Origin of the sequence: Sphingomonas sp. PP-F2F-G114-C0414 (assembly GCF_003688595.1) — a bacterium.
Taxonomy (GTDB): Bacteria; Pseudomonadota; Alphaproteobacteria; order Sphingomonadales; family Sphingomonadaceae; genus Sphingomonas.
On sequence record NZ_RCWT01000010.1, the window covers coordinates 744,943 to 765,636 of the forward strand.

Genomic DNA, 20,694 nt, shown 5'->3' on the forward strand with positions numbered 1-20,694 from the left:
CGGGGAAATCGTTGGGATCGTCATAGCCCGCAAACCGTAAGCGGCGGGTTAAGGGTAGCGGATCAACCGCTTTTCCCGCCACGCCGCCGGCTCACACCACCAGCGTGGACGCGGGGATGAGAGCGGCAAGATCGACGATCAGCAACGGTTCGCCATCGCGCTCGACGATCCCCGTCCCCGCCGTGGCCCAGCCGTGCTGCAACGCCAGACCCGGCGACAGAGCGAGTCGCTGGAACGGTGCAACGTCTTCGACCGAGTCGACCAGGATCGCGTAATGATGCCCCTCGACCATCGTGATGACCGCGCGTCGCGCCGTATCGGGCGTGGGTGCCAGCCCGAGTGCGGTCCCGGTGTCGATCACCGTGACGACCCGGCTACGCAGCGCAGCCAGGCCGCGAACGAATGTGCCAGCCCGCGGCACCGCGACGATATCGCCGATATCGACCACCGAATCGACCTGCGCCGCATCGATCGCGACTCCGCGCCCCGCGATATGCGCGACCAGAAACAGATCGCTCATTGCGCTCTCCGTGCCGCGATCGCCGCGATCAGCGCGGGCCGATCGTAGCGGTAGATGCTGCCATCATCGTCGCCTTCGGCGGTGCGGAAGCGCCGGAGCATAACCACCGGCGCGGCGGTCTCGCGGATCGGCGCATCCTCCATCGCCAACGCGACCGCTGCGGTTTCTCCCGCTGCGAGTGCCGTGACGCAACGATAGCCGGACGCCTCCAGCGCGGGTTTGAGGAACGTCTCCATCCAGCCCGACCCGTCGACCTGCAACAGGCAAACCGGCGGCGCCGCGGCCTTCATCGGTTCGCCGGCGAACAACGCATGCGGGTCGACCAGTTCGACCGGCTCGCCGTCGATCAGCACGACCCCCGCGATCGGTCCGCCACCCCCAGGAATCGCCTGGCGCGCCGGGGCGACTTCCGCCGGCAATTCGACGATCTCGATAGCGTCGGTGATCGCGTACGCCATTTCGCTCTCGCCATCGGTAAGCCGCAATACGGACACGTCGGCACGGCCGCCGAACTCGCCGACCGCGTAGAGCGGGACGAGGGCGCCGCCGACCGACAGTCGCATGGCGCCGCCGCTCCACCGGATCGCGTCGGTCGGAACGACTTCGACCCGGTCGATCACAGCAAGCGCGATCGCGCGCCGCTGACCGTCCAGATCGTCGAACAACAATGCGGGAATGCCCGGTACGACCGCTTCTTCCGCCGCCGCATGGTTTGCCAACGTCGGCGCGAACCGCAGCCCTGCGACCGCGGCAATTCCCGACGTGTCGAGCAGCAGCATCGGCAGACCGTTGTCGGGAAGCGTCTTGCCAGCATAGACGCCGGTCGCCATCACCGCGGGCGACGCCGGCTTCACCACCAGTTCTTCGGTATCGACGACGCTGTCGACCCCGAGCGCATACTCCCCCTCACGGGTCGAAACGATGACCAGCGTCGGCGGCGGGCCCGCCCCCAGTCCGAACAGCGATGCGAGCGCCACCATCGGCATGCGACGTCCGCGCACGGTGACGGCCGCCGCGTCGCCGATCGTCTCGATCCGAACCTGGTCCCCGCGCACCGTCACGATCTCCTCGATCGACTGGCGCGGAATCGCGAACCGCTGCGTGCCGACGCCGATGACGATCGTCGACAGGATGGACAACGTCAGCGGCACGTGGACGACGATGCGCAGCCCATGGCCGGGATCGTTGGTCAAGGCGATGCGGCCGCCGATCTGGTCGATGTTCGCGCGGACCACGTCCATGCCCACGCCGCGGCCCGAGATGGCGGTCACTTCGTCGCGGCTCGATAGCCCGGCCGCAAAAATCAGGTCGAGCTTGGCGGCGTCGCTCATCGCCGCGAGTTCGGCCGCCGAGTACAGCTTCTGCTGCTCGGCCTTCGCGACGATCCGCGCGACGTCGATGCCGCGTCCGTCGTCGGCGATCTCGATCAGGATCTGGTTGCCGGACTGACGTGCCGACACCACCAGACGGCCGGTTTCCGGCTTGCCCGCGGCGCGGCGCATCGCCGGCACCTCGATGCCGTGGTCGATCGCATTACGGACGATGTGGACGAGCGGATCGCGCATCAATTCGATCATCTCACGGTCGAGCTCGACGTCAGCGCCTTCAATGACGAGATGGACCGCCTTGCCCAGCTCCGCGCTCGTGTCGCGGACCATGCGCGGCAAGGCGGAGAACAGCGCGTCGACCTTCTGCATGCGCGTCCGGGTGACCGTATCACGCATGTCGGCCACCGTCAGCGACAGGCGTTCGAGCGCGGCCTCGACCTGCGGATCGACGCTGCTCTCGCTGTCGCGCAACCGCCGGGCAAGCTCGTTGCGTGCCAGCACCATCTCGGACATGCCGCTCATCATGTGATCGAGCAGATCGACGTTCAGGCGAACGCTCCGGCTCGCGGCGCGGCTTTGCGGTGCGCTGGCCACATGCACCAGCGGTTTGGCGTCCGGTGCGAGCGCGGCGATCAGCAGGCTTTCGCTGGTATCGTCGAGCGACGCGCCGGCATCTATCGCCTCGACCAGTTCGCCGATCCGGTCGACGATCGCAAGTACCGCGTTGACCATGGCCGTGTCGGGAACGCGCGATCCATCGCGCACCGCCGCCAGCACGTCCTCCGCCGCGTGGCTGAGGCGACCGAGCCGCGGCAGATCGAGGAACCCGCAGCTGCCCTTGACCGTGTGGACGAAGCGAAAGATCGAATCGAGCCGGGCGCGATCGGCGGGGTCCGATTCCCACGCGACGATTTCGCCGGAGATCGCCTCCAGCGTTTCGCGCGTCTCGGCAATGAAGTCCTCTAGCAAATCGTCCATGCGCGCCCCGCGTTTCAGACACGGTCATGCCTAGCGGAGGTTAAGGGCGCGTTAGTGTCGATGCGGGTCTTCGGCCGCGACGCCCGCGCCGGTGGGACCGGTTTCGTCGCGGAACGGGTCAGCGCGCGTCGAAGACGGCGCCGAAGATCATGATACCGTCAGCCGGTTCGGACACGATCACCGTGCCGCCGGCCTCCTGAACGAGCGTGTTGATCAGATAGGCCGCCGCCGCGCGCGGCGTGACGCTGTGCTGGCCTTCGCCTTCGACCAGCGTCCGGCGAATTTCCGGATCGAGCACGATCTTGGCGCCTTCGATCTTCACGACGATCTCGAGCTGGCCCTCGTTGTGTTCGCCGCCGACCTCCATCGTCCCGCCGCGCACCAGCGCTTCGGTGGCGACCAGCACGAGATTGAGCAGTACCTTCACCGCCGACTTGGGCATCGCCGACGTCTCGACCGCCCAGACGAACGTGATCCGCTTGTTCTCCGCGACCAGCCCCTCGATCGCCGAACGCGCTTCGCGTGTGTCGACGGCCTCGCCAAACCCGCCGGCCGCGCCAAAGGCCAGGCGAAAGAATTTCAGCTTGCTAGCCGACACCCGCGCGCTGTCGTGAAGCAGTTCCATGCACCGATCGCGCATCGCGGGATCGGTTTCATCGGCGAGCAGCTCGAGCCCGTTGTTGAGCGCCCCGACCGGCGACAGCAGATCGTGGCACAGGCGCGAACAGAGCAGGCTCGCGAAATCGACCGGGCTGACCGTCATGAAAATCCCCTAATTCTGGAGCGTCTTGTGGCGACCGGGCGGCAAGTGCGCAATGCCAACTTCGCATGCCTTACGTGGAAGGACGCGCCATCCCTACTTCCCCCTCCCTAGATAGGGAGGGAGGAAGGTCGGCGTCACTAGCCAATGACCTTGATCGCCTCCTCGACAAACGCACCCACTTCTATCGATCGCCACGCCCGAGCCGCACCACCGCCGAGGATCACCCAAATGGCCCCGTCCCCCATAGCCTGCGCCGCATCCCGAGGAGACGGAACCGGCAAACCGGACGGATGCGAATGGTAGTGCCCGACCACCGCCAGCCCCCCGGCCCGAGCACGCCGATGCGCGGCAAACAGCGCGGCCGGATCGATCTCGAACGTCCGCGCAGGGTTCGCCGCCACGTTCGCGCACGCAGCCGTCGCTTCGATCCGCTCCGCCGCCCCAAACAGCAGCCCACAGACCTCTGCATCCGGCGACACAGCCGCCTCTGCGACCAACCGCCGCAGCAATTCGCTTGAAATCGTCACGCTCATCGCCACATCGGTAGGACATGGACCGGGGGGTTTCCATCGTCGAAGCATCGATCACGCCGGCCACCGATGGCTGGAGGCTCGATCGTGCGCTTGCCGAAGTGCTTCCCGACATGTCGCGCGAGCGGTTGAAGGCGCTGATCGCCGCGGGCCAGGTGTCGCTCAACGGCCGCGAGTGGCGCGATTCGGCGAAGAAGGCCGCCGCCGGACAGGTTTTCGCGGTTGCGATCCCGCCGCCGACGCCGCTGCACAACGAAGCGCAGGATATCCCGCTCGTCGTCGCCTACGAGGATGACGACCTCATCGTGATCGACAAGCCCGCCGGGCTCGTCGTCCACCCTGCCGCGGGGAACTTCGACGGGACGCTGGTCAACGCGCTGCTCCACCACTGTGCCGGCAATCTGTCGGGTATCGGCGGCGTCGCGCGACCGGGCATCGTCCACCGCATCGACAAGGACACGTCGGGGCTGATGATCGCGGCCAAGACGAACCGCGCGCACGAAGGGCTCGCCAAGCAGTTCCACGACCACAGTATCGACCGCCGCTACAAGGCGATCGTCGGCGGCATCCCGCGCCCGCCGAGCGGGACGGTCAACGCACCGCTCGCGCGGAGTCCGCAGAACCGCAAGAAGATCGCGATCGTCGAAGGCGGCAAGCGCGCCGTAACGCATTTCTCGACTATAAAGACTCTGCGCGATGCGGCGCTGATCGAATGCCGGCTCGAGACGGGCCGGACGCACCAGGTGCGCGTGCACATGGCGTCGATCGGCCACGCCTTGTTGGGGGACCCGGTCTATGGTAGAACAAAGCAAGCTCAGAAGTCGCTGCTCGAAACGCTCGGTTTCCGCCGGCAGGCCTTGCACGCGGCGCATCTGGGGTTCATCCATCCGGTGAAAAGCATCGCTTTAGCGTTCGAAAGCGAAATGCCCGCAGACATGCAGGAACTGTTCACCCAGCTTCACGTATAGATAATCGACACTATGCCGCAACGCGGCAATCGGGGTCAGCAGAAAGGGATTACGACCATGGCAGCCCGCTCCAACGTTCCAGCGACGATTCCTGCGCTCGGCAGCGAGGCGGGTCTCAATCGCTATCTCGCCGAGATCAAGAAATTCCCCCTCCTGAAACCCGAGCAGGAATATATGCTCGCCAAGCGCTTCCAGGAGCATGGCGACACGGAGGCTGCGGCGCAGCTGGTGACCTCGCATCTCCGCCTCGTGGCGAAGATCGCGATGGGCTATCGCGGCTATGGCCTGCCGACGTCGGAGCTGATCTCGGAGGGCAATATCGGCCTTATGCAGGGCGTGAAGAAGTTCGAGCCGGAGCGTGGCTTCCGTCTCGCGACCTATGCGATGTGGTGGATCCGTGCTTCAATCCAGGAATATATCCTGCGGTCGTGGAGCCTCGTGAAGATGGGCACCACCGCCGCGCAGAAGAAGCTGTTCTTCAACCTGCGCCGGATGAAGAGCCGCCTCGATGCGTTCGAGGACGGCGATCTGCGCCCTGAGCACGTCACCAAGATCGCGACAGATCTTGGTGTGGCCGAAACCGACGTCGTCAGCATGAACCGCCGCATGGCGATGGGCGGCGATACGTCGCTCAACGTGCCGATGCGTGAGGACGGCGAAGGCCAGTGGCAGGATTGGCTGCAGGACGACGCGCCGTTGCAGGACAAGATCGTCGCCGACGCGCAGGAAGCGGACGTTCGCCACTCGATGCTGGTGTCGGCGATGGACGACCTCAACGAGCGCGAGCAGCATATCCTCACCGAGCGTCGCCTGACTGACGATCCCAAGACGCTCGAGGAATTGTCGCAGGTCTATGGTGTGTCGCGCGAGCGCGTGCGGCAGATCGAGGTGCGCGCGTTCGAGAAGCTGCAGAAGGCGATGATGCGCATTGCCGGCGAGAAGCGCCTGCTGGCAGCGTAACATGGTGCGCACCGTCGTCATTGGCGGCGGTGCGGCCGGGATTGCTGCGACGCGGACGCTGCACGATGCAGGGCGAGAGGTCCTGTTGGTCGAGGCCAGCAACCGCTTAGGTGGCCGAGCCCACAGTCTGCCCCTCGCCTCCTTGTTCCCCCGCGAAGGCGGGGGCCCAGACTGGACCCCCGCCTTCGCGGGGGAACATGTAGACGCTGGTTGTGGCTGGCTGCATTCTGCCCAGCGCAATCCTTGGACGGCCATCGCGGAGATAACCGGCTTCACCGTAGACCGCTCTGACGCGAACTGGCGCACGCAATGGCACGATCTCGGCTTCCCACCCGAAGACCAGTCGGCCTCTGCCACAGCTTACCAAGATTGGAACGAGCGAGCGCTAGCCGCCCTTGAAGGCCCCGACCGCCCCCTCTCCGACTTCATCGCCCCCGACGACAAGTGGCGCCCAAAGATCGACGCGATCTCCGGCTACGCCAACGGCGCCAACCTCGCGCAAGTCTCGCTCCACGACTGGGCCGCCTACGAAGACGCCTCCACCGACGACAACTGGACGGTCAAAGAAGGCTACGGGACGCTAGTCGCCAGCTACACCGCTGGCCTGAACATCCGCCTCTCGACCCCGGTAACGCGCATCGACCACAGCGGTCGTCGCCTTAAACTCGACACCCCGACCGGCACGATCGAAGCCGACCACGTCATCGTCTGCGTCCCCACCACCGTCCTCGCCAGATCACAGATCGTGTTCGACCCGCCGCTCCCCCACAAGCACGCCGCCGCCGCCGACCTCCCGCTCGGGCTCGCAGACAAGGTGTTCCTCCACGTCGACCACCCCGAATGGCCGACCAACGCGCACTTGATCGGCGACCCGTACATCGCCTGCACGGCGAGCCACCGCCTGTCGCCGTTCGGCTGGCCGATCGTCGAGAGCTTCTTTGGCGGTGATTGCGCGGAGATGCTGGAGGACGGCGATGCAGCACAGTTTGCGATTGACGAACTCGTCGGACTTCTGGGAAGCGACTGGCGTAAGCGCTTCACGCCGCTGGCTGCGACCCGCTGGCGCTACGAACCCTATATCGGCGGCAGCTACAGCCATGCGCGCATCGGCCGGGCCAGCGAGCGCGCCGTCCTAGCCGCGTCGGTCGACGGCCGTATCCACTTCGCTGGCGAAGCATGCCACCCGTTCGACTTTTCCACCGCACACGGCGCGTACGAAACCGGCGTTACCGCGGCCCGCGCAATCATTGGCGAGGACGCGACGATCGCATAAGGAGCGGCGATGGGCCTTATCCGCATCGCCGCCAAGATCGTCTTCGCTTTCGTCCTCATCACGGTCGCGTGGGTCGGCATCTACCGTTTCGTGCCAGTGCCGTTCACCTGGACGATGATGGGCGACGTGCTCAACGGCCACGGCGTGACGAAGGACTGGATGCCGCTGTCCGAGATGGACCCGGACATGGCGCGGGCGGCGATCGCGGGTGAGGATTCGCGGTTCTGTTCGCATCACGGCTTCGATTTCAAGGCGATGGCGGGGGCAGCGGCGCGCAATGCTCAAGGGGGGCGGATCCGGGGCGGCTCGACGATCAGCCAGCAGACCGCGAAGAACGCGTTCCTGTTCCAGGGCGGAGGCTATGTGCGGAAGGCGTTCGAGGCGTATTTTACCGTGCTGATCGAAGCGATGTGGCCGAAGCGGCGGATCATGGAGGTGTATCTCAACATCGCCGAGACCGGGATCGGGACCTATGGCGCGAACGCTGGGGCGATCCGGTATTTCAACCACGACGCTTCGAGATTGTCGCCCACCGAGGCTGGGCGGATTGCCGCTGTCCTGCCGTTGCCCAAGAAGCGGGCTGCGATCGATCCGCATGGGTTTGTGCGAAAGCATGGGAATACGCTGTCGCGGCGGGTTTCGGTTGTCCGGAACAATGGGTTGGATAGCTGTCTGCGGTAAGGGCACCGCCGAGATATTCAGCTAAAACTACTACCCCCTTGTTCTCCCGCGAAGGCGCGAGCCCAGGCCGGGTTCCGCCTTCGCGCGAAAATACTCTAGTTTACTGCGTCGACTTATCGACCGCGTCGCCGGCCTTGTCGGCTGCACTGCCGACGCTCTTGGCCGCGGAGGTAATCGCGGCATCCTTGCTGTTCTGCGCGCCTTGGCGGCTGAACAGGTAATAGCCGCCGATTAGGACCGCGATCAGCAGGACGATGCCGATCAGCATCCCGCTGCCGCCGCCGCGGCGTTCGATGATCGTCGTGTGGGTGGTCGGGGTTTCGACGATACGCTCTTCGGCCATTTTGACTCTCCCTGATTACTGGAGAGCGCAACGCCGGCCGAAGAACGATTGTTCCCGCGCCGAAACGAACCCGATTTGGTTCAGAACGGCAGCTTGAAGCCTGGTGGCAGTTGCAAACCGCTGGTCATCTTCGACATCTCAGTCCCCGACACCGCATCCGCCTTGGCGCGTGCATCGTTGAACGCGGCCGTCAGCAGGTCTTCGAGCATCTGCCTCTCGCTCACCTGCATCAGCGAATCGTCGATCGCGATGTTGATGATGCGGCCCTTGGCGGACGCCTTCACCTTGACGAGGCCGCCGCCGGACGCGCCCTCGACCTCGATCGTATCGAGACTGGCTTGAGCCTTTTCGAGTTCGCTCTGAACGTTCTGCGCCATGGCGAGGATTTCATCGATATTCTTCATGCGTTGCTCCTTTGACCAGGCCACGATTCGAGCTGGGCGTCGGGAAACGCTGCCACCGCGGCCTTCATGATGGGGGATTCGAGAATAGCCTGGCGCACCGCGGCGTCGGCGGCGTCCTGCGCCTCGCGCAGCGTCGGCGCGCCGGGGGCGTCGACGATCGACACTTTCCACGCGGTCCGCGTCACGCTCTTCAACAGCGTGTTGAGCTCGGCGAGCGTGTCGGCCGAGACGGGACGGCTGCCGCTGAGGACGAATTCTGGCGGCGAATAACTGACGACGCGTGCGCCGTGACGAAGACGCGCGGCGATCGCGAGGCCACCTGATTCATCGAGCAGATCGACCAGCGCTTCGAACGTCGGCGGCAGGATCGGGCCGGTCGCGACGGGTTCGGGCGCCTTAGCCGTAGCTCCAGCGTTCCAGGGCGGCGCTTCGCCGGACGGAGGTGCAGGTGGTGGCGGCGCCGTTGGTGTAGCCGCGGGGGCCGCTCCGCTGGCGATCTGGCGCGCTAACTCACCGGGATCGGGCAGCGTGGACGCGTATATCGCGCGCAACAGCGCCATCTCCGCCGCTTCGATCGGCAGCGCGGCCTTGGCGACTTCATCATGGCCCTTGAGGAATAGCTGCCACAGGCGATGCAACGCGGGATAGCCGAGCGACGCCGCCCAGTCCTCTCGCGCCGCGCGCTCCTCCATCGGCTGCGCGGCATCCGGCGGCGTGCCGACCTTGGTCAGCGTGATACCGTGGACGGTTTCGAGCAGCGAGCGAAGGACCGACAGCGGGTCGACGCCGTAGTCATATTGGCGGCGCATCGAGGCGAGCGCCCCTGCCCCGTCGCCGGCGAGGATCAGCGTCAGCAGGTCGCGCACCGCACCGCGATCCGACAGGCCGAGCATCTGGCGAACCGCGTCGGCGGTCACGCCGCCGCCTTCGAGCCCGGCGTGCGCGATCGCCTGGTCGAGGATCGACAGACCGTCGCGGGCCGAGCCTTCCGCGGCGCGTGCGATCAGCATCAGCGCCTCGGGATCGGCGACGACGCCTTCTTCGGACGAGACCCACGCGAAATGCTTGGCGAGCTGTTCGGCGGAAATGCGGCGGAGGTCGAAGCGCTGGCAGCGCGAGAGCACCGTCACCGGGACCTTGTTCACCTCGGTGGTCGCGAACAGGAATTTCACATGGGGAGGCGGCTCCTCCAGCGTCTTCAGCAGCGCGTTGAACGCGTTCTTCGACAGCATGTGGACTTCGTCGATGATGTAGATCTTGAAGCGCGCGGTGACCGCCGAATAGCGTGACGCGTCGATGATCTCGCGGACGTCGTCGACACCGGTATGGCTCGCGGCGTCCATCTCGATCACGTCGATATGACGGCCCTCGGCGATCGCGCGGCAGGGTTCGCAGACGCCGCACGGATCGATCGTCGGGCCACCGTCGCCGTCGGGGCCGATGCAGTTGAGCGCCTTGGCGATCAGACGGGCGGTCGACGTTTTCCCCACGCCGCGGACGCCGGTCATCAGGAAGGCGTGGGCGAGCCGGTCGCGCTTGATCGCGTTGCCGAGCGTCTGGACCATCGCGTCCTGCCCGATCAGCTCGGAAAAGGTCTGCGGACGGTATTTGCGCGCGAGCACGCGGTAGGCGGGGGCGTCCGGCGTTTTCACCGGCTGCGGGGGTTCGCCCAGGTCGAAGGAATCTGACATTGCGGTCGTCATAGCGGGTGCTGCGCGTGCTGTCGAAGGGGTCGGAAGTTCACAAAGTTCACACGCTGGGAAGGGTCTGCACTTCGGTGCGGCGGGAGGCCGGCGCGTGGTGTGTCGGAACCTGTGGTGCGTGCAATGCGGGTCATGCGCGGCTTATGCCACATCGACGCGGTGTAGGATAATGATTTGGAACGTTGCGGGAACATCGGGCGCGGTTTCGGCCCGGTTACGCTTGGGCGACCGTCTAACTGAGAAGTTTAGAATTGCGCTGCGGCTTAGCCGCATCGTCAGTCGGCGCTTGGCGCCGCTGGCCGCGCTCACGTTTGCCTGCAAACGTTCGCGGTGGGAGCCGGGACGACCCGTGGCTGGGTCGTTGTGGCTGCTTCCTTCCGGATCTGACCAAGTTGGCGACGACCACGTCCGCCCGACTCCCGCGGCGCATATGGCGGGGTCGGGCGGGATGATCAAGTCGCTTTAGTGGCGGCCGTCCGATCAGCGACGAACGCGGACCGTGCGGCAGACGCGCTGGCGGTGATGGTTGCGGTACACGTTGCGGCAGACCTGGCGCGTGCGAACGACGTGACGACGATAGCCAGGGCGACGATCGTCATGACGCACGACGGTGCGCTCATGGACGACGGTGCGCTGTGCCGACGCTTCGGCGGCGATGCCGACGGGCGCGAGGCCGGTGAGTGCGACGAGGCCAACGGCGGCGAGGGTGAACAACTTCATGGGACTTCTCCTGCTGGGTGCGGGTTCTGATGACCCCTGCAACCTATGTTACCAAACTAGAGGCTGTCGGTGCGGTTCCGCATCGGCGCGGGAATCACCGTTCGAAGCAGCGACGAACCGGGCCGTAATAGCCGCGCTCGATCCGGCAGACGACGCGCGACCGACCGTAGCCGCGCGGGCCGCGATAACCGTAGCCGCCGCCACGATAACCATCGCGGTAGCCGCGATAGCCGCGGCGTGGACCATCCCAGCCGCGCCGGTCATCCCATCCGCGCCCCTCATGGCGACCACGATCGTGCCAGCCGGGACCGTCGCGCGGACCGTCCCATCCATAACGCTGCGCGTCGGCGGGTGCCGAGGCGGCCAGGGTTCCCGCGGCCAGCGCGCCAGCGGCGAACATTGCGATGATCTTCATGTCCGGTACTCCTCTCAAGACCTCGTACATTGAGGCGATGAAGGAGTAGTGTGCCTCCGGCCGTGCACGTTGCCTGAACCGGCCGTTGTCTTCCTGTAAGCTTTGCTGACCTAAGCGGGGATCCGCACCGTCAAGCCGTCGAGCGCGTCGGTCAGGCGAATCTGGCAGGCGAGACGGCTGGTGCGCGTTGCGCTGTGCGCGAGATCGAGCATGTCCTCCTCTTCCTCGCTTGCTGGCTGCAGTTTGAGGAAACCGGCCGCATCGACGATGACGTGACAGGTCGCGCAGGCGAGCTGGCCTTCGCAGGTGCCTTCGAGCGGCTGGTCGTCGGCTTGCGCGACATCGAGCAGGCGGTCGCCGGGGTTGGCCGCAACGGTGCTGACGGTGCCGTCGCGGGCGATGAAGCGGACGATCATGGCCATTGCGCCTGGGCCGCAGTGACGATCGCATCGATCGCGTCGCGGAGTTCGGTTTCGGTGGTGTCGCGACCAAAGCCGACGCGGATGCTGGAGCGGGCCTGCGCTTCGGTGAGGCCGATCGCGCGGAGGACGTGGCTGGAGCGGCCCGATCCGCTCGCGCAGGCGGACCCGGCGGAAAAAGCGATGTCGCGGAGGTCGGACATCAGGCGGTTCACGTCGAGGTTTGCGCGGCAGACGTTAAGGTTGCCGTGGTAGCGGTGTTCGGTCGAGCCGTTGATCGTCCAGTCGGGACCGAGGCGATCGAGTGCGAGCGACCAGAGGCGATCGATGTGCGCGGCGTCCTGGGCCTTGCGGCCGGCCATGAGTTGTGCGGCGACGCCGAAGCCTGCGCAGAGTGCGGGTGACAGCGTGCCCGAGCGGCCGGGGGCTTCCTGCCCGCCGCCGTGCATCAGCGGCGCGAGTTCGACGCCGTCGCGGATCCAGAGTGCGCCGATGCCTTTGGGGCCGTGGATCTTGTGCGCGGAGATCGTGATGAGGTCGACGGTGTCGGGAACAGGCACACGGCCGTAACCTTGCACCGCGTCGCAGAGCATCAACGCGCCGGCTGCGTGGGCGATCTCGGCAAGCGCGGCGATCGGCTGGATGACGCCGATCTCGTTGTTGACGAGCATCGCCGCGACGAGGCCGGTGCCGGGTTGGATTACGGCGCGGGCTTCGTCGAGGTCGACCACGCCGTCCGGGTTGACCGGGAGGATCGTGACTTGGCGCCCCCTCGCCGCTTCCGCTGCGACCGTGTCTAGGACGGCGGCGTGTTCGGTGGCGAGCGTGACGATCGGGCCGGTCGTGCCCTTGATCGCCCAGTTGAGCGCTTCGGTGGCGCCGCTGGTGAACGCGACGCGCCCACCGGGGGGGAGCAGCGCGGCGACCTGGTCGCGGGCGACTTCGACCGCTGCTTTGGCGCGGCGACCTTCGCGGTGAGGGGAATGCGGGTTGGCGTGCTGTGATTCGAGCCAGGGGAGCATTGCCGCGAGCGCTTCTGGCGCCAGCGGGGTGGTCGCCTGATAGTCGAGGTAGGTCATGCGGCTCGCTTTATGTCCTGGGCGATCCGCGTCCAGGCTTCGGCGAACTTTGCGACGTCTTCGGCTGTCGTGGTCCAGCCGAAGCTGATGCGGACGACTTCGGCGGCGGCTTCGGGGAAATATCCCATTGCGGCGAGCACGTGGCTGGGGCGCATGCTGCCCGACGAGCACGCACTGCCAGCCGAGACTGCGAACCCGGCCATGTCGAGGCGGATCAACTGAGCAGCGGAACTGACGCCGGGCATTCGGTAGGAGGCGATCGTGGGGATGCGGGGGGAGTTTTGCGCAACGATCTCGCCGCCGCTCGCCAGGATGGCTTCGTCGAGTTGGGCGCGGAGATCGGCCATGCCCGGGAACCAGTCGCGAGGGGCTTCGAGTGCGGCGGCGAACCCGAACGCGCCGGGCAGGTTCTCGGTGCCGCCGCGGTAGCCTCGCTCCTGCCCGCCAGTCGGGTCGAGCAGACCGAGATCGCAGACCAGCAGCGCGCCGATGCCGGGAGGGCCGCCGAGCTTGTGCGCGGAGACGATGATCAGGTCTGCATCGGGGAGCGGAAGTTTGCCGGCGGTCTGCGAGCAGTCGGCTATCCAGAGACCGGTGGGGCGATCCTGAAGGACGCCGGTTTCACTGTTCGCGGATTGAAGTGCGATCGTCTGGGCACCCTCTCCGTCCGCGACGATACCGCCTGCGTCGACCTCCAGCACTACAGGCTGTTCGGCCGCGCGGAGGACCGCATCGTGCTCGACCGCCGCCACCGCAACACCGGGACGGCCACGCAATGCCAGCGTTGCGGACTCGCTCGCACCGCTGGTCAGGATCACGTGATGCGGCCAATCCAGCGCCTTGGCGATCCGCTTGCGCGCATCCTCCAGCGCAGCCCTTGCCGCCCGCCCCTCGGCATGCGGCGAGGACGGGTTCGCCCAGCGCGCCATGCCCTCCATCACCGCCGCGACGGCCTCGGGCCGCATCGGCGTGGTGGCGGCGTGATCGAGGTAGATGCGGGCTTCGGTACGGGCCAGGGTCGGTTCCAATTGCGAAAAGGGGCTCGTTCCCTATATAGCGTCGATAATCCGGCACTCCACCCGAGTGCGTATCCCAGCTCGCGAGTGCCTATGCCAGAAGTCATTTTTCCCGGTCCCGAAGGCCGTCTCGAAGGTCGTTTTGCGCCGGGACCACGTCCACGCGCACCCGTCGCGATGATCCTGCACCCGCATCCGTCGGCCGGTGGCACGATGAACAACGCGATCGTGCAGCAGCTCTACAAGACCTTCCAGCGGCGTGGGTTCGCCACCCTGCGGTTCAATTTCCGCGGCGTCGGCAAGAGCCAGGGCGTGTTCGACAACGGCGTTGGCGAGTTGTCGGATGCGGCGAGCGCGCTCGACTGGGTGCAGAGCTTCCATCCCGAGGCGCAGACGACCTGGATCGCGGGCGTCAGCTTCGGCGCGTGGATCGGCATGCAGCTGCTGATGCGCCGTCCGGAGATTCGCGGGTTCATATCGGTCGCACCGCCGGCGAATTTGTACGACTTCACGTTCCTCGCGCCCTGCCCGTCGAGCGGAATCATCATCCAGGGCGAGGCCGACGAGGTCGCGACGCCGGGCGCTACGCAGAAGCTGGTGGATAAGCTGCGGACGCAGAAGCACATTACAATCCATCACGACACGATTCCGAAGGCCAACCACTTCTTCGAGCATGAGATGCCGGAGTTGATGGGGAGCGTGGACAAGTATCTCGACATGCGTTTGGACCCGAACTCGCCGATCCGGTGATTTCCCTTCTCCCCTCGGGGAGAAGGTGGCGCGCCAGCGTCGGATGAGGGGGAGTTGGGACGGGCCAGCGCGCGCCAATTCCCCTCTCCCTTCCCACCGCAAGCGCGGCGGGCCCCTTCCCTCTCCCCGCAGGGGCGAGGGAGGTTAGAGCGTCCAGATCGCTACGTTGGCTAGCAGGACTGCGGCCATTATTAGCATTAGCACGCCCTTCTTCTTGTCGCGCTTCTTAACGATAAGCACGGCACCGCCGATCAGGCAGGCGAACATGCCCAGCATCGCGATCGCCGGCGCCGCCGAGGCGATCGAGGTCAGCGCGGCGTTCATGCGGCCATCGCCTTGGCATAAGCGGCGAGATCGACGTTGCCGCCGGACAGGATGATGAGCAGGCCGGGTTCGAGCTTCACCTTGCCAGAAAGTACCGCCGCCAACCCGACCGCGCCGCCGGGTTCGATCACCAGCCGCAGTTTCTCGGCCGCCCAGCGCTGTGCCGCGGCGATCTCCGACTCGCTGACGGCGACGCCGGTCGCGTCGCGGCGCGCGAGGACATCGAATGTCAGTGGCGACACGCGCAAGGTCTGGAGCGAATCGCAGGCGGTCGGCGGCGGATTGGGGCCGACGGGTTCGATCCAGGACGCCTCCAGCGAGCGGCGCATGTCGTCCCAGCCCTCGGGCTCGACGACGGTGATCGCGCTGTCCTTCAGGGCCAGCGCGATGCCTGCCGACAGGCCGCCGCCACCGCAGGGGATGACGACGCGGCTCGGTACGCCCATGCCGAGCGCCGCCATCTGCGCAGCGGCTTCGATCCCCGTGCTCCCCTGCCCCTCGATGATCCACGGGTCGTCGAAGCTCGGCACCAGCGTCGCGCCGCGCGCCTCGGCCAGCCCTGCGGCGATCGTTTCGCGACTCTCGGTCGCGCGGTCGTAGGTGACCACCTCCGCGCCCAACGCCAACGTCGACTCGCGCTTCAGTCGCGGTGCGTCCGACGGCATCACGATCGTCGCCGCAATGCCGAGCCGCTTCGCCGCCCACGCCACCCCCTGCGCATGATTGCCCGACGAGAAAGCGACGACACCTTTTTGTCGCGTCGCCTCGTCCAATGCGGTGAGCCGATGCCACGCGCCGCGAATCTTGAACGCGCCGATTGGTTGCAACGACTCGGCCTTGAAAGCCACCGGTACGCCCTTGATTTCACTGACGAACAATGGCGTCGGCGGGAGGATGCGGGCGATCTTTTCCGCGGCGTCCCGCGCACCCGCCCGCGTCGGTTGTCGCAAAATCGTCACACGCCGTCTCCTATCCGCCAAACGCTATTTACATGGGGGGCGCGTAACCCTAGATCGCGCTTCCGCTGCCCCATGGGACTTCCAACCGCAAGGCAGTGTTTTCGTAATTTGTCTCAGGACATTGGAGGTCCCTTGAATTGGTCAAGCATCATATCGCGCTGGGGTTAGCGAAAGCCCATTCGACCGCCGACACCTCCCACATCGGGAGCGGCATCGACATCGCTAAAGGGCGTCCGGTCAATTCGGTCACGCTCGTTCGTCCGCACGCTGCTGCGCGCGCCGCTCGGTTCTTCGTCGAGAAGTTCCCGGGCCGCTCGATGTATGCGGTGAAGGCGAACCCGTCTCCCGAACTCCTGCAGATCCTGTGGGACAATGGCATCACGCATTACGACGTGGCGTCGATCGCCGAAGTGCGCCTGGTCGCACGGACGCTTCCCGAGGCTACGCTGTGCTTCATGCACCCCGTGAAGGCCGAGGAAGCGATCGCCGAGGCGTATTTCACGCACGGCGTCCGCACCTTCAGCCTCGACAGCCTCGAAGAGCTCGACAAGGTCGTTCGCGCTACCCGCGAAGCCACCGACCTGACGCTCTGCGTTCGATTGCGCGTGTCTTCCGAGCATTCGAAGCTGTCGCTGGCGTCGAAGTTCGGTGCGGCCCCGCACGAAGCCAAGGAGCTGCTGTTCGCCGCCCGCCAGGCTGCGGACGCACTCGGCATCTGCTTCCATGTCGGATCGCAGGCGATGACCCCGGAGGCCTATTCGAACGCGATGGAACGCGTCCGTGCGGCGATCGTCGAGGCTGCGGTCACGGTCGACGTCATCGACGTCGGCGGCGGCTTCCCGTCGTCGTATCCCGGCATGGAGCCCCCGCCGCTCGAGCACTTCTTCGAGACGATCCATCGTGCGTTCGAATCGCTGCCCGTCAGCTATTCGTCCGAGCTGTGGTGCGAGCCGGGCCGGGCGCTGTGCGCGGAATATTCGTCGATCATCGTGCGCGTCGAAAAGCGTCGCGGGACCGAGCTGTATATCAACGACGGCGCGTACGGCGCCCTGTTCGATGCGGCGCATATCGGCTGGCGCTTCCCGACCGAGCTGCTCCGCGAGCCGGACAGCCGTGCGAAGGACATGGAGTTCAGCTTCTATGGTCCGACGTGCGACGACATGGACTATATGGTCGGCCCGTTCATGCTGCCCGCGGACACGCAGGCCGGCGATTACATCGAGATCGGCATGCTCGGCGCGTATGGCTCGGCGATGCGGACCGCGTTCAACGGGTTCGGATCGGACGAGACGGTGATCGTTGCCGACGAGCCGATGGTCTCGCTGTATGGCGAGCGGTTCGAGGACCGTGCGTCGAACGTCGTCAAGCTGTAACCAACACTAAGTAATCGTTCGCTCTTCGTCTTCCCCTCCCGCCGCGGGAGGGGACCGAGGGGTGGGCGCGCGTTTTCCACATCCGGCGCGTTCGCGGTGAGCGCGCGCCCACCCCCTAGCCCCCTCCCGCAGGCGGGAGGGGAGATCAGGAGAAATTAGACATGACCGAAGACACCCGCATCGACGCGCAGCGCAAGGCGGAACTCCTTTCCACCACCGTCGAGCATATCGACATCACCAGCTTCGACGCGCGGCCGATCGTCGACGCGATGAAGAAGATGTCGTTCACCAGCCGCGATCTCGGCCGTGCGACCGACATCTACAACCAGATGCTCGCCGACAAGGACTGCACGATCTTCCTCGTGATCGCGGGCTCGACGAGCGCCGGCGGTTGCATGGACCTGTACGCCGAGCTGCTGCGCAACAACATGATCGACGGCATCGTCGCGACCGGCGCGACGATCGTCGACATGGATTTCTTCGAGGGCCTCGGCCACAAGCATTACCAGGCGCTCGAAGTGCCGCACGACGATGTGCTGCGCTCGCTGATGATCGACCGGATCTACGACACCTATATCGACGAGGAAGAGCTCCAGCACGTCGACCACACGATCTTCGAGATCGCCGAAACGCTCGAGCCGCGCGCCTATTCGAGCCGCGAGTTCATCCGCGAGATGGGCAAGTATCTCGTCGAGCATGGCAAGAAGGAAAACAGCCTCGTCAAGCTCGCCTATGAGCATGACGTGCCGATCTTCTGCCCCGCGTTCGTCGATTCGTCGGCCGGCTTCGGTCTGGTCAAGCACCAGGTCGACGCGGTGAAGGCGGGCAAGCCGTACATGGTCCTCGACGCGATCGCAGACTTCCGCGAGCTGACCGAGATCAAGATCAAGGCGGGCACCACCGGGCTGCTGATGATCGGCGGCGGCGTGCCGAAGAACTTTATCCAAGACACCGTCGTCTGCGCCGAGATTCTCGGTCACGACGACGTCCAGGTCCATAAGTACGCGGTGCAGATCACGGTTGCCGACGTTCGCGACGGTGCATGCTCGTCGTCGACGCTGCAGGAAGCGGCTTCGTGGGGCAAGGTGAACACGGGCATCGAGCAGATGGTGTTCGCTGAGGCCGGTTCGGTGATGCCGTTGCTGGCGTCGGATGCGTATCACCGTGGCCTCTGGAAGGACCGTCCGGTCCGCAAGTGGGGCGCGAGCTTCGACAAGGCCTGAACCTTACGATCCTTACCCGCCAGGGGAGGTGGCAGGCGCTTGCCTGACGGAGGGGGAGGACGCGGAACCGACGTTATCGCCGCCTCCCCTTCCGTCGCTTCGCGACACCTCCCCCTAGCGGGGGAGGATTAGAGATGCCGTTGCCCCTTCCGGGCAATTGATGCAGCCTCCTCCGGGTAACCGGGGGAGGCTTTTTCATGCATAGCGAGATCCTGCGACCGATGGTCGTGCTGATCGCGTGGACGCTCGTGATGCTGGGATGGACGCTCGCAACGCGGTTGCCGGCGATGAAGGCGGCCGGGGTCGACATGCGGACGCTCGTCGGTACCAAGGCGGCGGATGCTGACCGCGCGCTCCCGCCGCACATTCAGTGGAAGGCGCACAATCACAATCACCTGATGGAGCAGCCGACGCTGTTTTACGCGGTCTGCGCCGTGCTGGCGCTGAGCGGCACGGGCAACGGCATCAATGCCTGGATCGCCTGGGCCTATGTCGGGCTGCGGATCGTTCACAGCATCGTCCAGTCGACCAGCAATCGCGTTCGCGCCCGCTTTGTCTTCTTTATGCTGTCGAGCCTGATGCTCATCGCGCTCACGCTGCATGCCGCGCTCGCCGTGTTTTGAGAACGCTTGCGAATAATCGCTGATCGCGGCGGCCGCCTCTCCCCGAACCCGGTTCGATCGTCTAGAATTCTCATATGACCTTCGATCGCCGTTCGCTCCTCACCCTCCCCCTCGCCGCCGGGCTGGCGCTTCCCGCATTCGCGCGGAGCGGTGCACAGGTCAGCGCCGCTCAGCTGCGCACGACGGACATGCCGATGTGGCCGCCCGCAGAGCGGTTCGCGCTCTGGCCCGGTATCCCGGCAGGCGCGCCGAACCCGCTACCGGTCCCGCAGCCGCGTATGCCGCGCTACCCGGACGACTATCGCGACTTCCAGATGCGCGGCGTGGTGCGGCCCGAGGTCGGCGTATTTCGGCCAGCCCGGCCCGACGGCCGCGCCGTGCTGATCGTTCCCGGCGGCGGCTATTCGATCACCTCGCTCCGCAACGAGGGCATCGACGTCGCGCGTGTGCTGAACGGCTTCGGGATCACCGCATTCGTGTTGAGCTACCGCCTGCCCGGCGAAGGCTGGGCTGACCGCGCCGACGTCCCGCTTGCCGACGCGCAGCGCGCGATGCGGCTGATCCGCGCCAACGCACGCACCTACGGGATCAGGGCGGAGAAACTTGGCGTGCTCGGCTTTTCCGCCGGTGGCCACCTCGCCGGGTCGGTCGCCGTGCTGCACGACTTCAAGGCCTACCGCCCGATAGACGCCACCGATCGCCATTCGGCACGCCCCGCCTGGGCGGGGCTCATGTACGCGGTCTCCAACATGGATCCCGGCCGCAGCCACGGCGGATCGCGCGCCAACCTGCTCGGCCCCGACCCGCTGCCCGCGGTACAGGCACGCTACGCGGTCGACCGCCAGTTGAAGGCCGGCGACCCGCCACTGTTCCTCGTCCACGCCGAGGACGATAACACCGTGCCCGTCGCCAACAGCGTCGACACGCTCGCCGCCGCGCGTCGCGCCCTAATCCCGGCGGAGGCACATTTCCTCCAGCATGGCGGACACGGTTTCGGCACACGCCTGTCGCCGCGCTCGCCGGGATCCTTGTGGCCACAGTTGTTCGATCGCTGGATGGGTGAACTCGTCGCGGGCTAGCGTCGCCGGGCGTCTAGGGAGCAAGTCGCGGGGTCCGGCGTTATCCTACGATACCGGGAGAGCCACGATGACCCAGCCGCACGACCAGCCCCGCGACGTTTTTCAGGAGGAGGGCGAGGTCATCATCGATGGCCCCGGCGGCGCGGTGATCGCGATGACCCCCGAGGCGGCGCTGCGAACCGCGGGTCGGCTCGACGATGCCGCGCTGGAGGCCTTGATCGCGCGCGCAAGGACCAGCGTCGAGCCCATGCAGCCGCATTGAA

At 66.2% G+C, this 20,694-nt stretch carries 24 protein-coding genes and 1 other RNA gene; 10 read left to right on the forward strand and 15 right to left on the reverse strand.

Translation table 11 applies throughout. The features are described from left to right. Nucleotides 1–91: 91 nt before the first annotated feature. The 4 genes from C8J47_RS08385 to C8J47_RS08400 form a co-directional block, all read right to left on the reverse strand. Entirely contained in the window at nt 92–520 is a 429-nt protein-coding gene (locus tag C8J47_RS08385) for a chemotaxis protein CheW (protein WP_121885235.1), read from the reverse strand. Beyond that, a complete protein-coding gene (locus tag C8J47_RS08390; RefSeq protein ID WP_121885236.1) occupies nt 517–2,826 on the reverse strand; it encodes a chemotaxis protein CheA in 2,310 nt (769 codons plus the stop codon). The genes C8J47_RS08385 and C8J47_RS08390 overlap by 4 nt, the downstream gene beginning before the upstream one ends. Before the next feature lie 118 nt (nt 2,827–2,944). Further along, complete coding sequence (locus C8J47_RS08395) at nt 2,945–3,589, reverse strand: histidine phosphotransferase family protein (RefSeq protein ID WP_121885237.1); 645 nt, start codon at nt 3,587–3,589, stop codon at nt 2,945–2,947. A gap of 137 nt (nt 3,590–3,726) precedes the next feature. Then, the gene (locus tag C8J47_RS08400) at nt 3,727–4,122 is read right to left on the reverse strand and encodes a M67 family metallopeptidase (RefSeq protein ID WP_121885238.1); all 396 of its coding nucleotides are present in this window, start codon (nt 4,120–4,122) and stop codon (nt 3,727–3,729) included. Between the two features lie 17 nt (nt 4,123–4,139). On the opposite strand from C8J47_RS08400, the gene C8J47_RS08405 reads away from it, so the two are divergent. From C8J47_RS08405 to mtgA, 4 genes are read left to right on the forward strand one after another with little or no spacing between them, the layout of a single operon-like run. Continuing rightward, nucleotides 4,140–5,087 carry an RluA family pseudouridine synthase gene (locus C8J47_RS08405; RefSeq protein WP_121885239.1) on the forward strand — a complete coding sequence of 316 codons (948 nt, stop codon included), beginning with the start codon at nt 4,140–4,142 and terminating at the stop codon, nt 5,085–5,087. 57 nt (nt 5,088–5,144) lie between these two features. After that, nucleotides 5,145–6,047 (forward strand): RNA polymerase sigma factor RpoH, encoded by a 903-nt coding sequence (rpoH, locus tag C8J47_RS08410; protein WP_056048373.1) that lies wholly within the window; start codon nt 5,145–5,147, stop codon nt 6,045–6,047. A 1-nt stretch (nt 6,048) separates the two neighbouring features. Beyond that, a complete protein-coding gene (locus C8J47_RS08415; RefSeq protein ID WP_121885240.1) occupies nt 6,049–7,320 on the forward strand; it encodes an NAD(P)/FAD-dependent oxidoreductase in 1,272 nt (423 codons plus the stop codon). 9 nt (nt 7,321–7,329) lie between these two features. Next, on the forward strand, nt 7,330–8,001 hold the full coding sequence (gene mtgA, locus C8J47_RS08420; RefSeq protein WP_121885241.1) for a monofunctional biosynthetic peptidoglycan transglycosylase: 672 nt from the start codon (nt 7,330–7,332) through the stop codon (nt 7,999–8,001). Between the two features lie 100 nt (nt 8,002–8,101). Here mtgA and C8J47_RS08425 read toward each other — a convergent pair whose 3' ends face one another. The 9 genes from C8J47_RS08425 to C8J47_RS08465 form a co-directional block, all read right to left on the reverse strand. Further along, on the reverse strand, nt 8,102–8,344 hold the full coding sequence (locus C8J47_RS08425; protein WP_121885242.1) for a hypothetical protein: 243 nt from the start codon (nt 8,342–8,344) through the stop codon (nt 8,102–8,104). 80 nt (nt 8,345–8,424) lie between these two features. Continuing rightward, nucleotides 8,425–8,748, reverse strand: coding sequence for a YbaB/EbfC family nucleoid-associated protein (locus C8J47_RS08430; protein WP_121885243.1), 324 nt, complete (start codon nt 8,746–8,748; stop codon nt 8,425–8,427). Further along, nucleotides 8,745–10,439, reverse strand: a complete 1,695-nt coding sequence (locus C8J47_RS08435) for a DNA polymerase III subunit gamma/tau (RefSeq protein ID WP_121885420.1) — start codon at nt 10,437–10,439, stop codon at nt 8,745–8,747. The genes C8J47_RS08430 and C8J47_RS08435 overlap by 4 nt, the downstream gene beginning before the upstream one ends. A 339-nt stretch (nt 10,440–10,778) precedes the next feature. Then, nucleotides 10,779–10,874: signal recognition particle sRNA small type (ffs, locus tag C8J47_RS08440), an RNA gene on the reverse strand. Nucleotides 10,875–10,931: 57 nt separating this feature from the next. Further along, nucleotides 10,932–11,171 carry a hypothetical protein gene (locus tag C8J47_RS08445; RefSeq protein ID WP_121885244.1) on the reverse strand — a complete coding sequence of 80 codons (240 nt, stop codon included), beginning with the start codon at nt 11,169–11,171 and terminating at the stop codon, nt 10,932–10,934. 94 nt (nt 11,172–11,265) lie between these two features. Next, nucleotides 11,266–11,586, reverse strand: coding sequence for a hypothetical protein (locus C8J47_RS08450; protein ID WP_121885245.1), 321 nt, complete (start codon nt 11,584–11,586; stop codon nt 11,266–11,268). Nucleotides 11,587–11,696: 110 nt separating this feature from the next. Continuing rightward, the gene (locus C8J47_RS08455) at nt 11,697–12,002 is read right to left on the reverse strand and encodes a 2Fe-2S iron-sulfur cluster-binding protein (protein ID WP_404969260.1); all 306 of its coding nucleotides are present in this window, start codon (nt 12,000–12,002) and stop codon (nt 11,697–11,699) included. Further along, on the reverse strand, nt 11,999–13,084 hold the full coding sequence (locus tag C8J47_RS08460) for a cysteine desulfurase family protein (protein ID WP_121885247.1): 1,086 nt from the start codon (nt 13,082–13,084) through the stop codon (nt 11,999–12,001). The genes C8J47_RS08455 and C8J47_RS08460 overlap by 4 nt, the downstream gene beginning before the upstream one ends. Then, entirely contained in the window at nt 13,081–14,112 is a 1,032-nt protein-coding gene (locus C8J47_RS08465; protein WP_259467439.1) for a cysteine desulfurase family protein, read from the reverse strand. Before C8J47_RS08465 ends, C8J47_RS08460 begins: the two co-directional genes overlap by 4 nt. An 81-nt stretch (nt 14,113–14,193) precedes the next feature. Here C8J47_RS08465 and C8J47_RS08470 point away from each other — a divergent pair, with 81 nt between their 5' ends. Continuing rightward, nucleotides 14,194–14,850 carry an alpha/beta hydrolase gene (locus C8J47_RS08470; protein WP_056048342.1) on the forward strand — a complete coding sequence of 219 codons (657 nt, stop codon included), beginning with the start codon at nt 14,194–14,196 and terminating at the stop codon, nt 14,848–14,850. A 144-nt stretch (nt 14,851–14,994) separates the two neighbouring features. On the opposite strand, the gene C8J47_RS08475 is transcribed toward C8J47_RS08470, so the two are convergent. After that, nucleotides 14,995–15,174 (reverse strand): hypothetical protein, encoded by a 180-nt coding sequence (locus tag C8J47_RS08475; protein WP_121885248.1) that lies wholly within the window; start codon nt 15,172–15,174, stop codon nt 14,995–14,997. Beyond that, the gene (locus C8J47_RS08480; protein WP_121885249.1) at nt 15,171–16,133 is read right to left on the reverse strand and encodes a threonine/serine dehydratase; all 963 of its coding nucleotides are present in this window, start codon (nt 16,131–16,133) and stop codon (nt 15,171–15,173) included. The genes C8J47_RS08475 and C8J47_RS08480 overlap by 4 nt, the downstream gene beginning before the upstream one ends. Nucleotides 16,134–16,270: 137 nt before the next feature. Here C8J47_RS08480 and C8J47_RS08485 point away from each other — a divergent pair, with 137 nt between their 5' ends. The 5 genes from C8J47_RS08485 (at nt 16,271) to C8J47_RS08505 (ending at nt 20,693) form a co-directional block, all read left to right on the forward strand. Further along, nucleotides 16,271–17,506 carry a type III PLP-dependent enzyme gene (locus C8J47_RS08485; RefSeq protein WP_121885250.1) on the forward strand — a complete coding sequence of 412 codons (1,236 nt, stop codon included), beginning with the start codon at nt 16,271–16,273 and terminating at the stop codon, nt 17,504–17,506. A gap of 161 nt (nt 17,507–17,667) precedes the next feature. After that, nucleotides 17,668–18,729: a 1,9-bis(guanidino)-5-aza-nonane synthase gene (locus C8J47_RS08490; RefSeq protein WP_056048328.1), complete on the forward strand. Its 1,062-nt coding sequence runs from the start codon at nt 17,668–17,670 to the stop codon at nt 18,727–18,729. Between the two features lie 197 nt (nt 18,730–18,926). Continuing rightward, the gene (locus tag C8J47_RS08495; RefSeq protein WP_121885251.1) at nt 18,927–19,352 is read left to right on the forward strand and encodes an MAPEG family protein; all 426 of its coding nucleotides are present in this window, start codon (nt 18,927–18,929) and stop codon (nt 19,350–19,352) included. Nucleotides 19,353–19,426: 74 nt separating this feature from the next. Then, nucleotides 19,427–20,431: an alpha/beta hydrolase gene (locus tag C8J47_RS08500; RefSeq protein WP_121885252.1), complete on the forward strand. Its 1,005-nt coding sequence runs from the start codon at nt 19,427–19,429 to the stop codon at nt 20,429–20,431. 67 nt (nt 20,432–20,498) lie between these two features. Continuing rightward, nucleotides 20,499–20,693 carry a hypothetical protein gene (locus C8J47_RS08505; RefSeq protein WP_121885253.1) on the forward strand — a complete coding sequence of 65 codons (195 nt, stop codon included), beginning with the start codon at nt 20,499–20,501 and terminating at the stop codon, nt 20,691–20,693. Nucleotide 20,694: the final 1 nt, after the last annotated feature.

Excerpts from the sequence above, each read along its gene's own strand:
- C8J47_RS08385 (WP_121885235.1), bottom strand. The coding sequence starts at position 520 with ATGAGCGATCTGTTTCTGGTCGCGCATATCGCGGGGCGCGGAGTCGCG.
- C8J47_RS08390 (WP_121885236.1), bottom strand. The coding sequence starts at position 2,826 with ATGGACGATTTGCTAGAGGACTTCATTGCCGAGACGCGCGAAACGCTG.
- C8J47_RS08395 (WP_121885237.1), bottom strand. The coding sequence starts at position 3,589 with ATGACGGTCAGCCCGGTCGATTTCGCGAGCCTGCTCTGTTCGCGCCTG.
- C8J47_RS08400 (WP_121885238.1), bottom strand. The coding sequence starts at position 4,122 with ATGAGCGTGACGATTTCAAGCGAATTGCTGCGGCGGTTGGTCGCAGAG.
- C8J47_RS08405 (WP_121885239.1), top strand. The coding sequence starts at position 4,140 with ATGGACCGGGGGGTTTCCATCGTCGAAGCATCGATCACGCCGGCCACC.
- rpoH (WP_056048373.1), top strand. The coding sequence starts at position 5,145 with ATGGCAGCCCGCTCCAACGTTCCAGCGACGATTCCTGCGCTCGGCAGC.
- C8J47_RS08415 (WP_121885240.1), top strand. The coding sequence starts at position 6,049 with ATGGTGCGCACCGTCGTCATTGGCGGCGGTGCGGCCGGGATTGCTGCG.
- mtgA (WP_121885241.1), top strand. The coding sequence starts at position 7,330 with ATGGGCCTTATCCGCATCGCCGCCAAGATCGTCTTCGCTTTCGTCCTC.
- C8J47_RS08425 (WP_121885242.1), bottom strand. The coding sequence starts at position 8,344 with ATGGCCGAAGAGCGTATCGTCGAAACCCCGACCACCCACACGACGATC.
- C8J47_RS08430 (WP_121885243.1), bottom strand. The coding sequence starts at position 8,748 with ATGAAGAATATCGATGAAATCCTCGCCATGGCGCAGAACGTTCAGAGC.
- C8J47_RS08435 (WP_121885420.1), bottom strand. The coding sequence starts at position 10,439 with ATGTCAGATTCCTTCGACCTGGGCGAACCCCCGCAGCCGGTGAAAACG.
- C8J47_RS08445 (WP_121885244.1), bottom strand. The coding sequence starts at position 11,171 with ATGAAGTTGTTCACCCTCGCCGCCGTTGGCCTCGTCGCACTCACCGGC.
- C8J47_RS08450 (WP_121885245.1), bottom strand. The coding sequence starts at position 11,586 with ATGAAGATCATCGCAATGTTCGCCGCTGGCGCGCTGGCCGCGGGAACC.
- C8J47_RS08455 (WP_404969260.1), bottom strand. The coding sequence starts at position 12,002 with ATGATCGTCCGCTTCATCGCCCGCGACGGCACCGTCAGCACCGTTGCG.
- C8J47_RS08460 (WP_121885247.1), bottom strand. The coding sequence starts at position 13,084 with ATGACCTACCTCGACTATCAGGCGACCACCCCGCTGGCGCCAGAAGCG.
- C8J47_RS08470 (WP_056048342.1), top strand. The coding sequence starts at position 14,194 with ATGCCAGAAGTCATTTTTCCCGGTCCCGAAGGCCGTCTCGAAGGTCGT.
- C8J47_RS08475 (WP_121885248.1), bottom strand. The coding sequence starts at position 15,174 with ATGAACGCCGCGCTGACCTCGATCGCCTCGGCGGCGCCGGCGATCGCG.
- C8J47_RS08490 (WP_056048328.1), top strand. The coding sequence starts at position 17,668 with ATGACCGAAGACACCCGCATCGACGCGCAGCGCAAGGCGGAACTCCTT.
- C8J47_RS08495 (WP_121885251.1), top strand. The coding sequence starts at position 18,927 with ATGCATAGCGAGATCCTGCGACCGATGGTCGTGCTGATCGCGTGGACG.
- C8J47_RS08500 (WP_121885252.1), top strand. The coding sequence starts at position 19,427 with ATGACCTTCGATCGCCGTTCGCTCCTCACCCTCCCCCTCGCCGCCGGG.
- C8J47_RS08505 (WP_121885253.1), top strand. The coding sequence starts at position 20,499 with ATGACCCAGCCGCACGACCAGCCCCGCGACGTTTTTCAGGAGGAGGGC.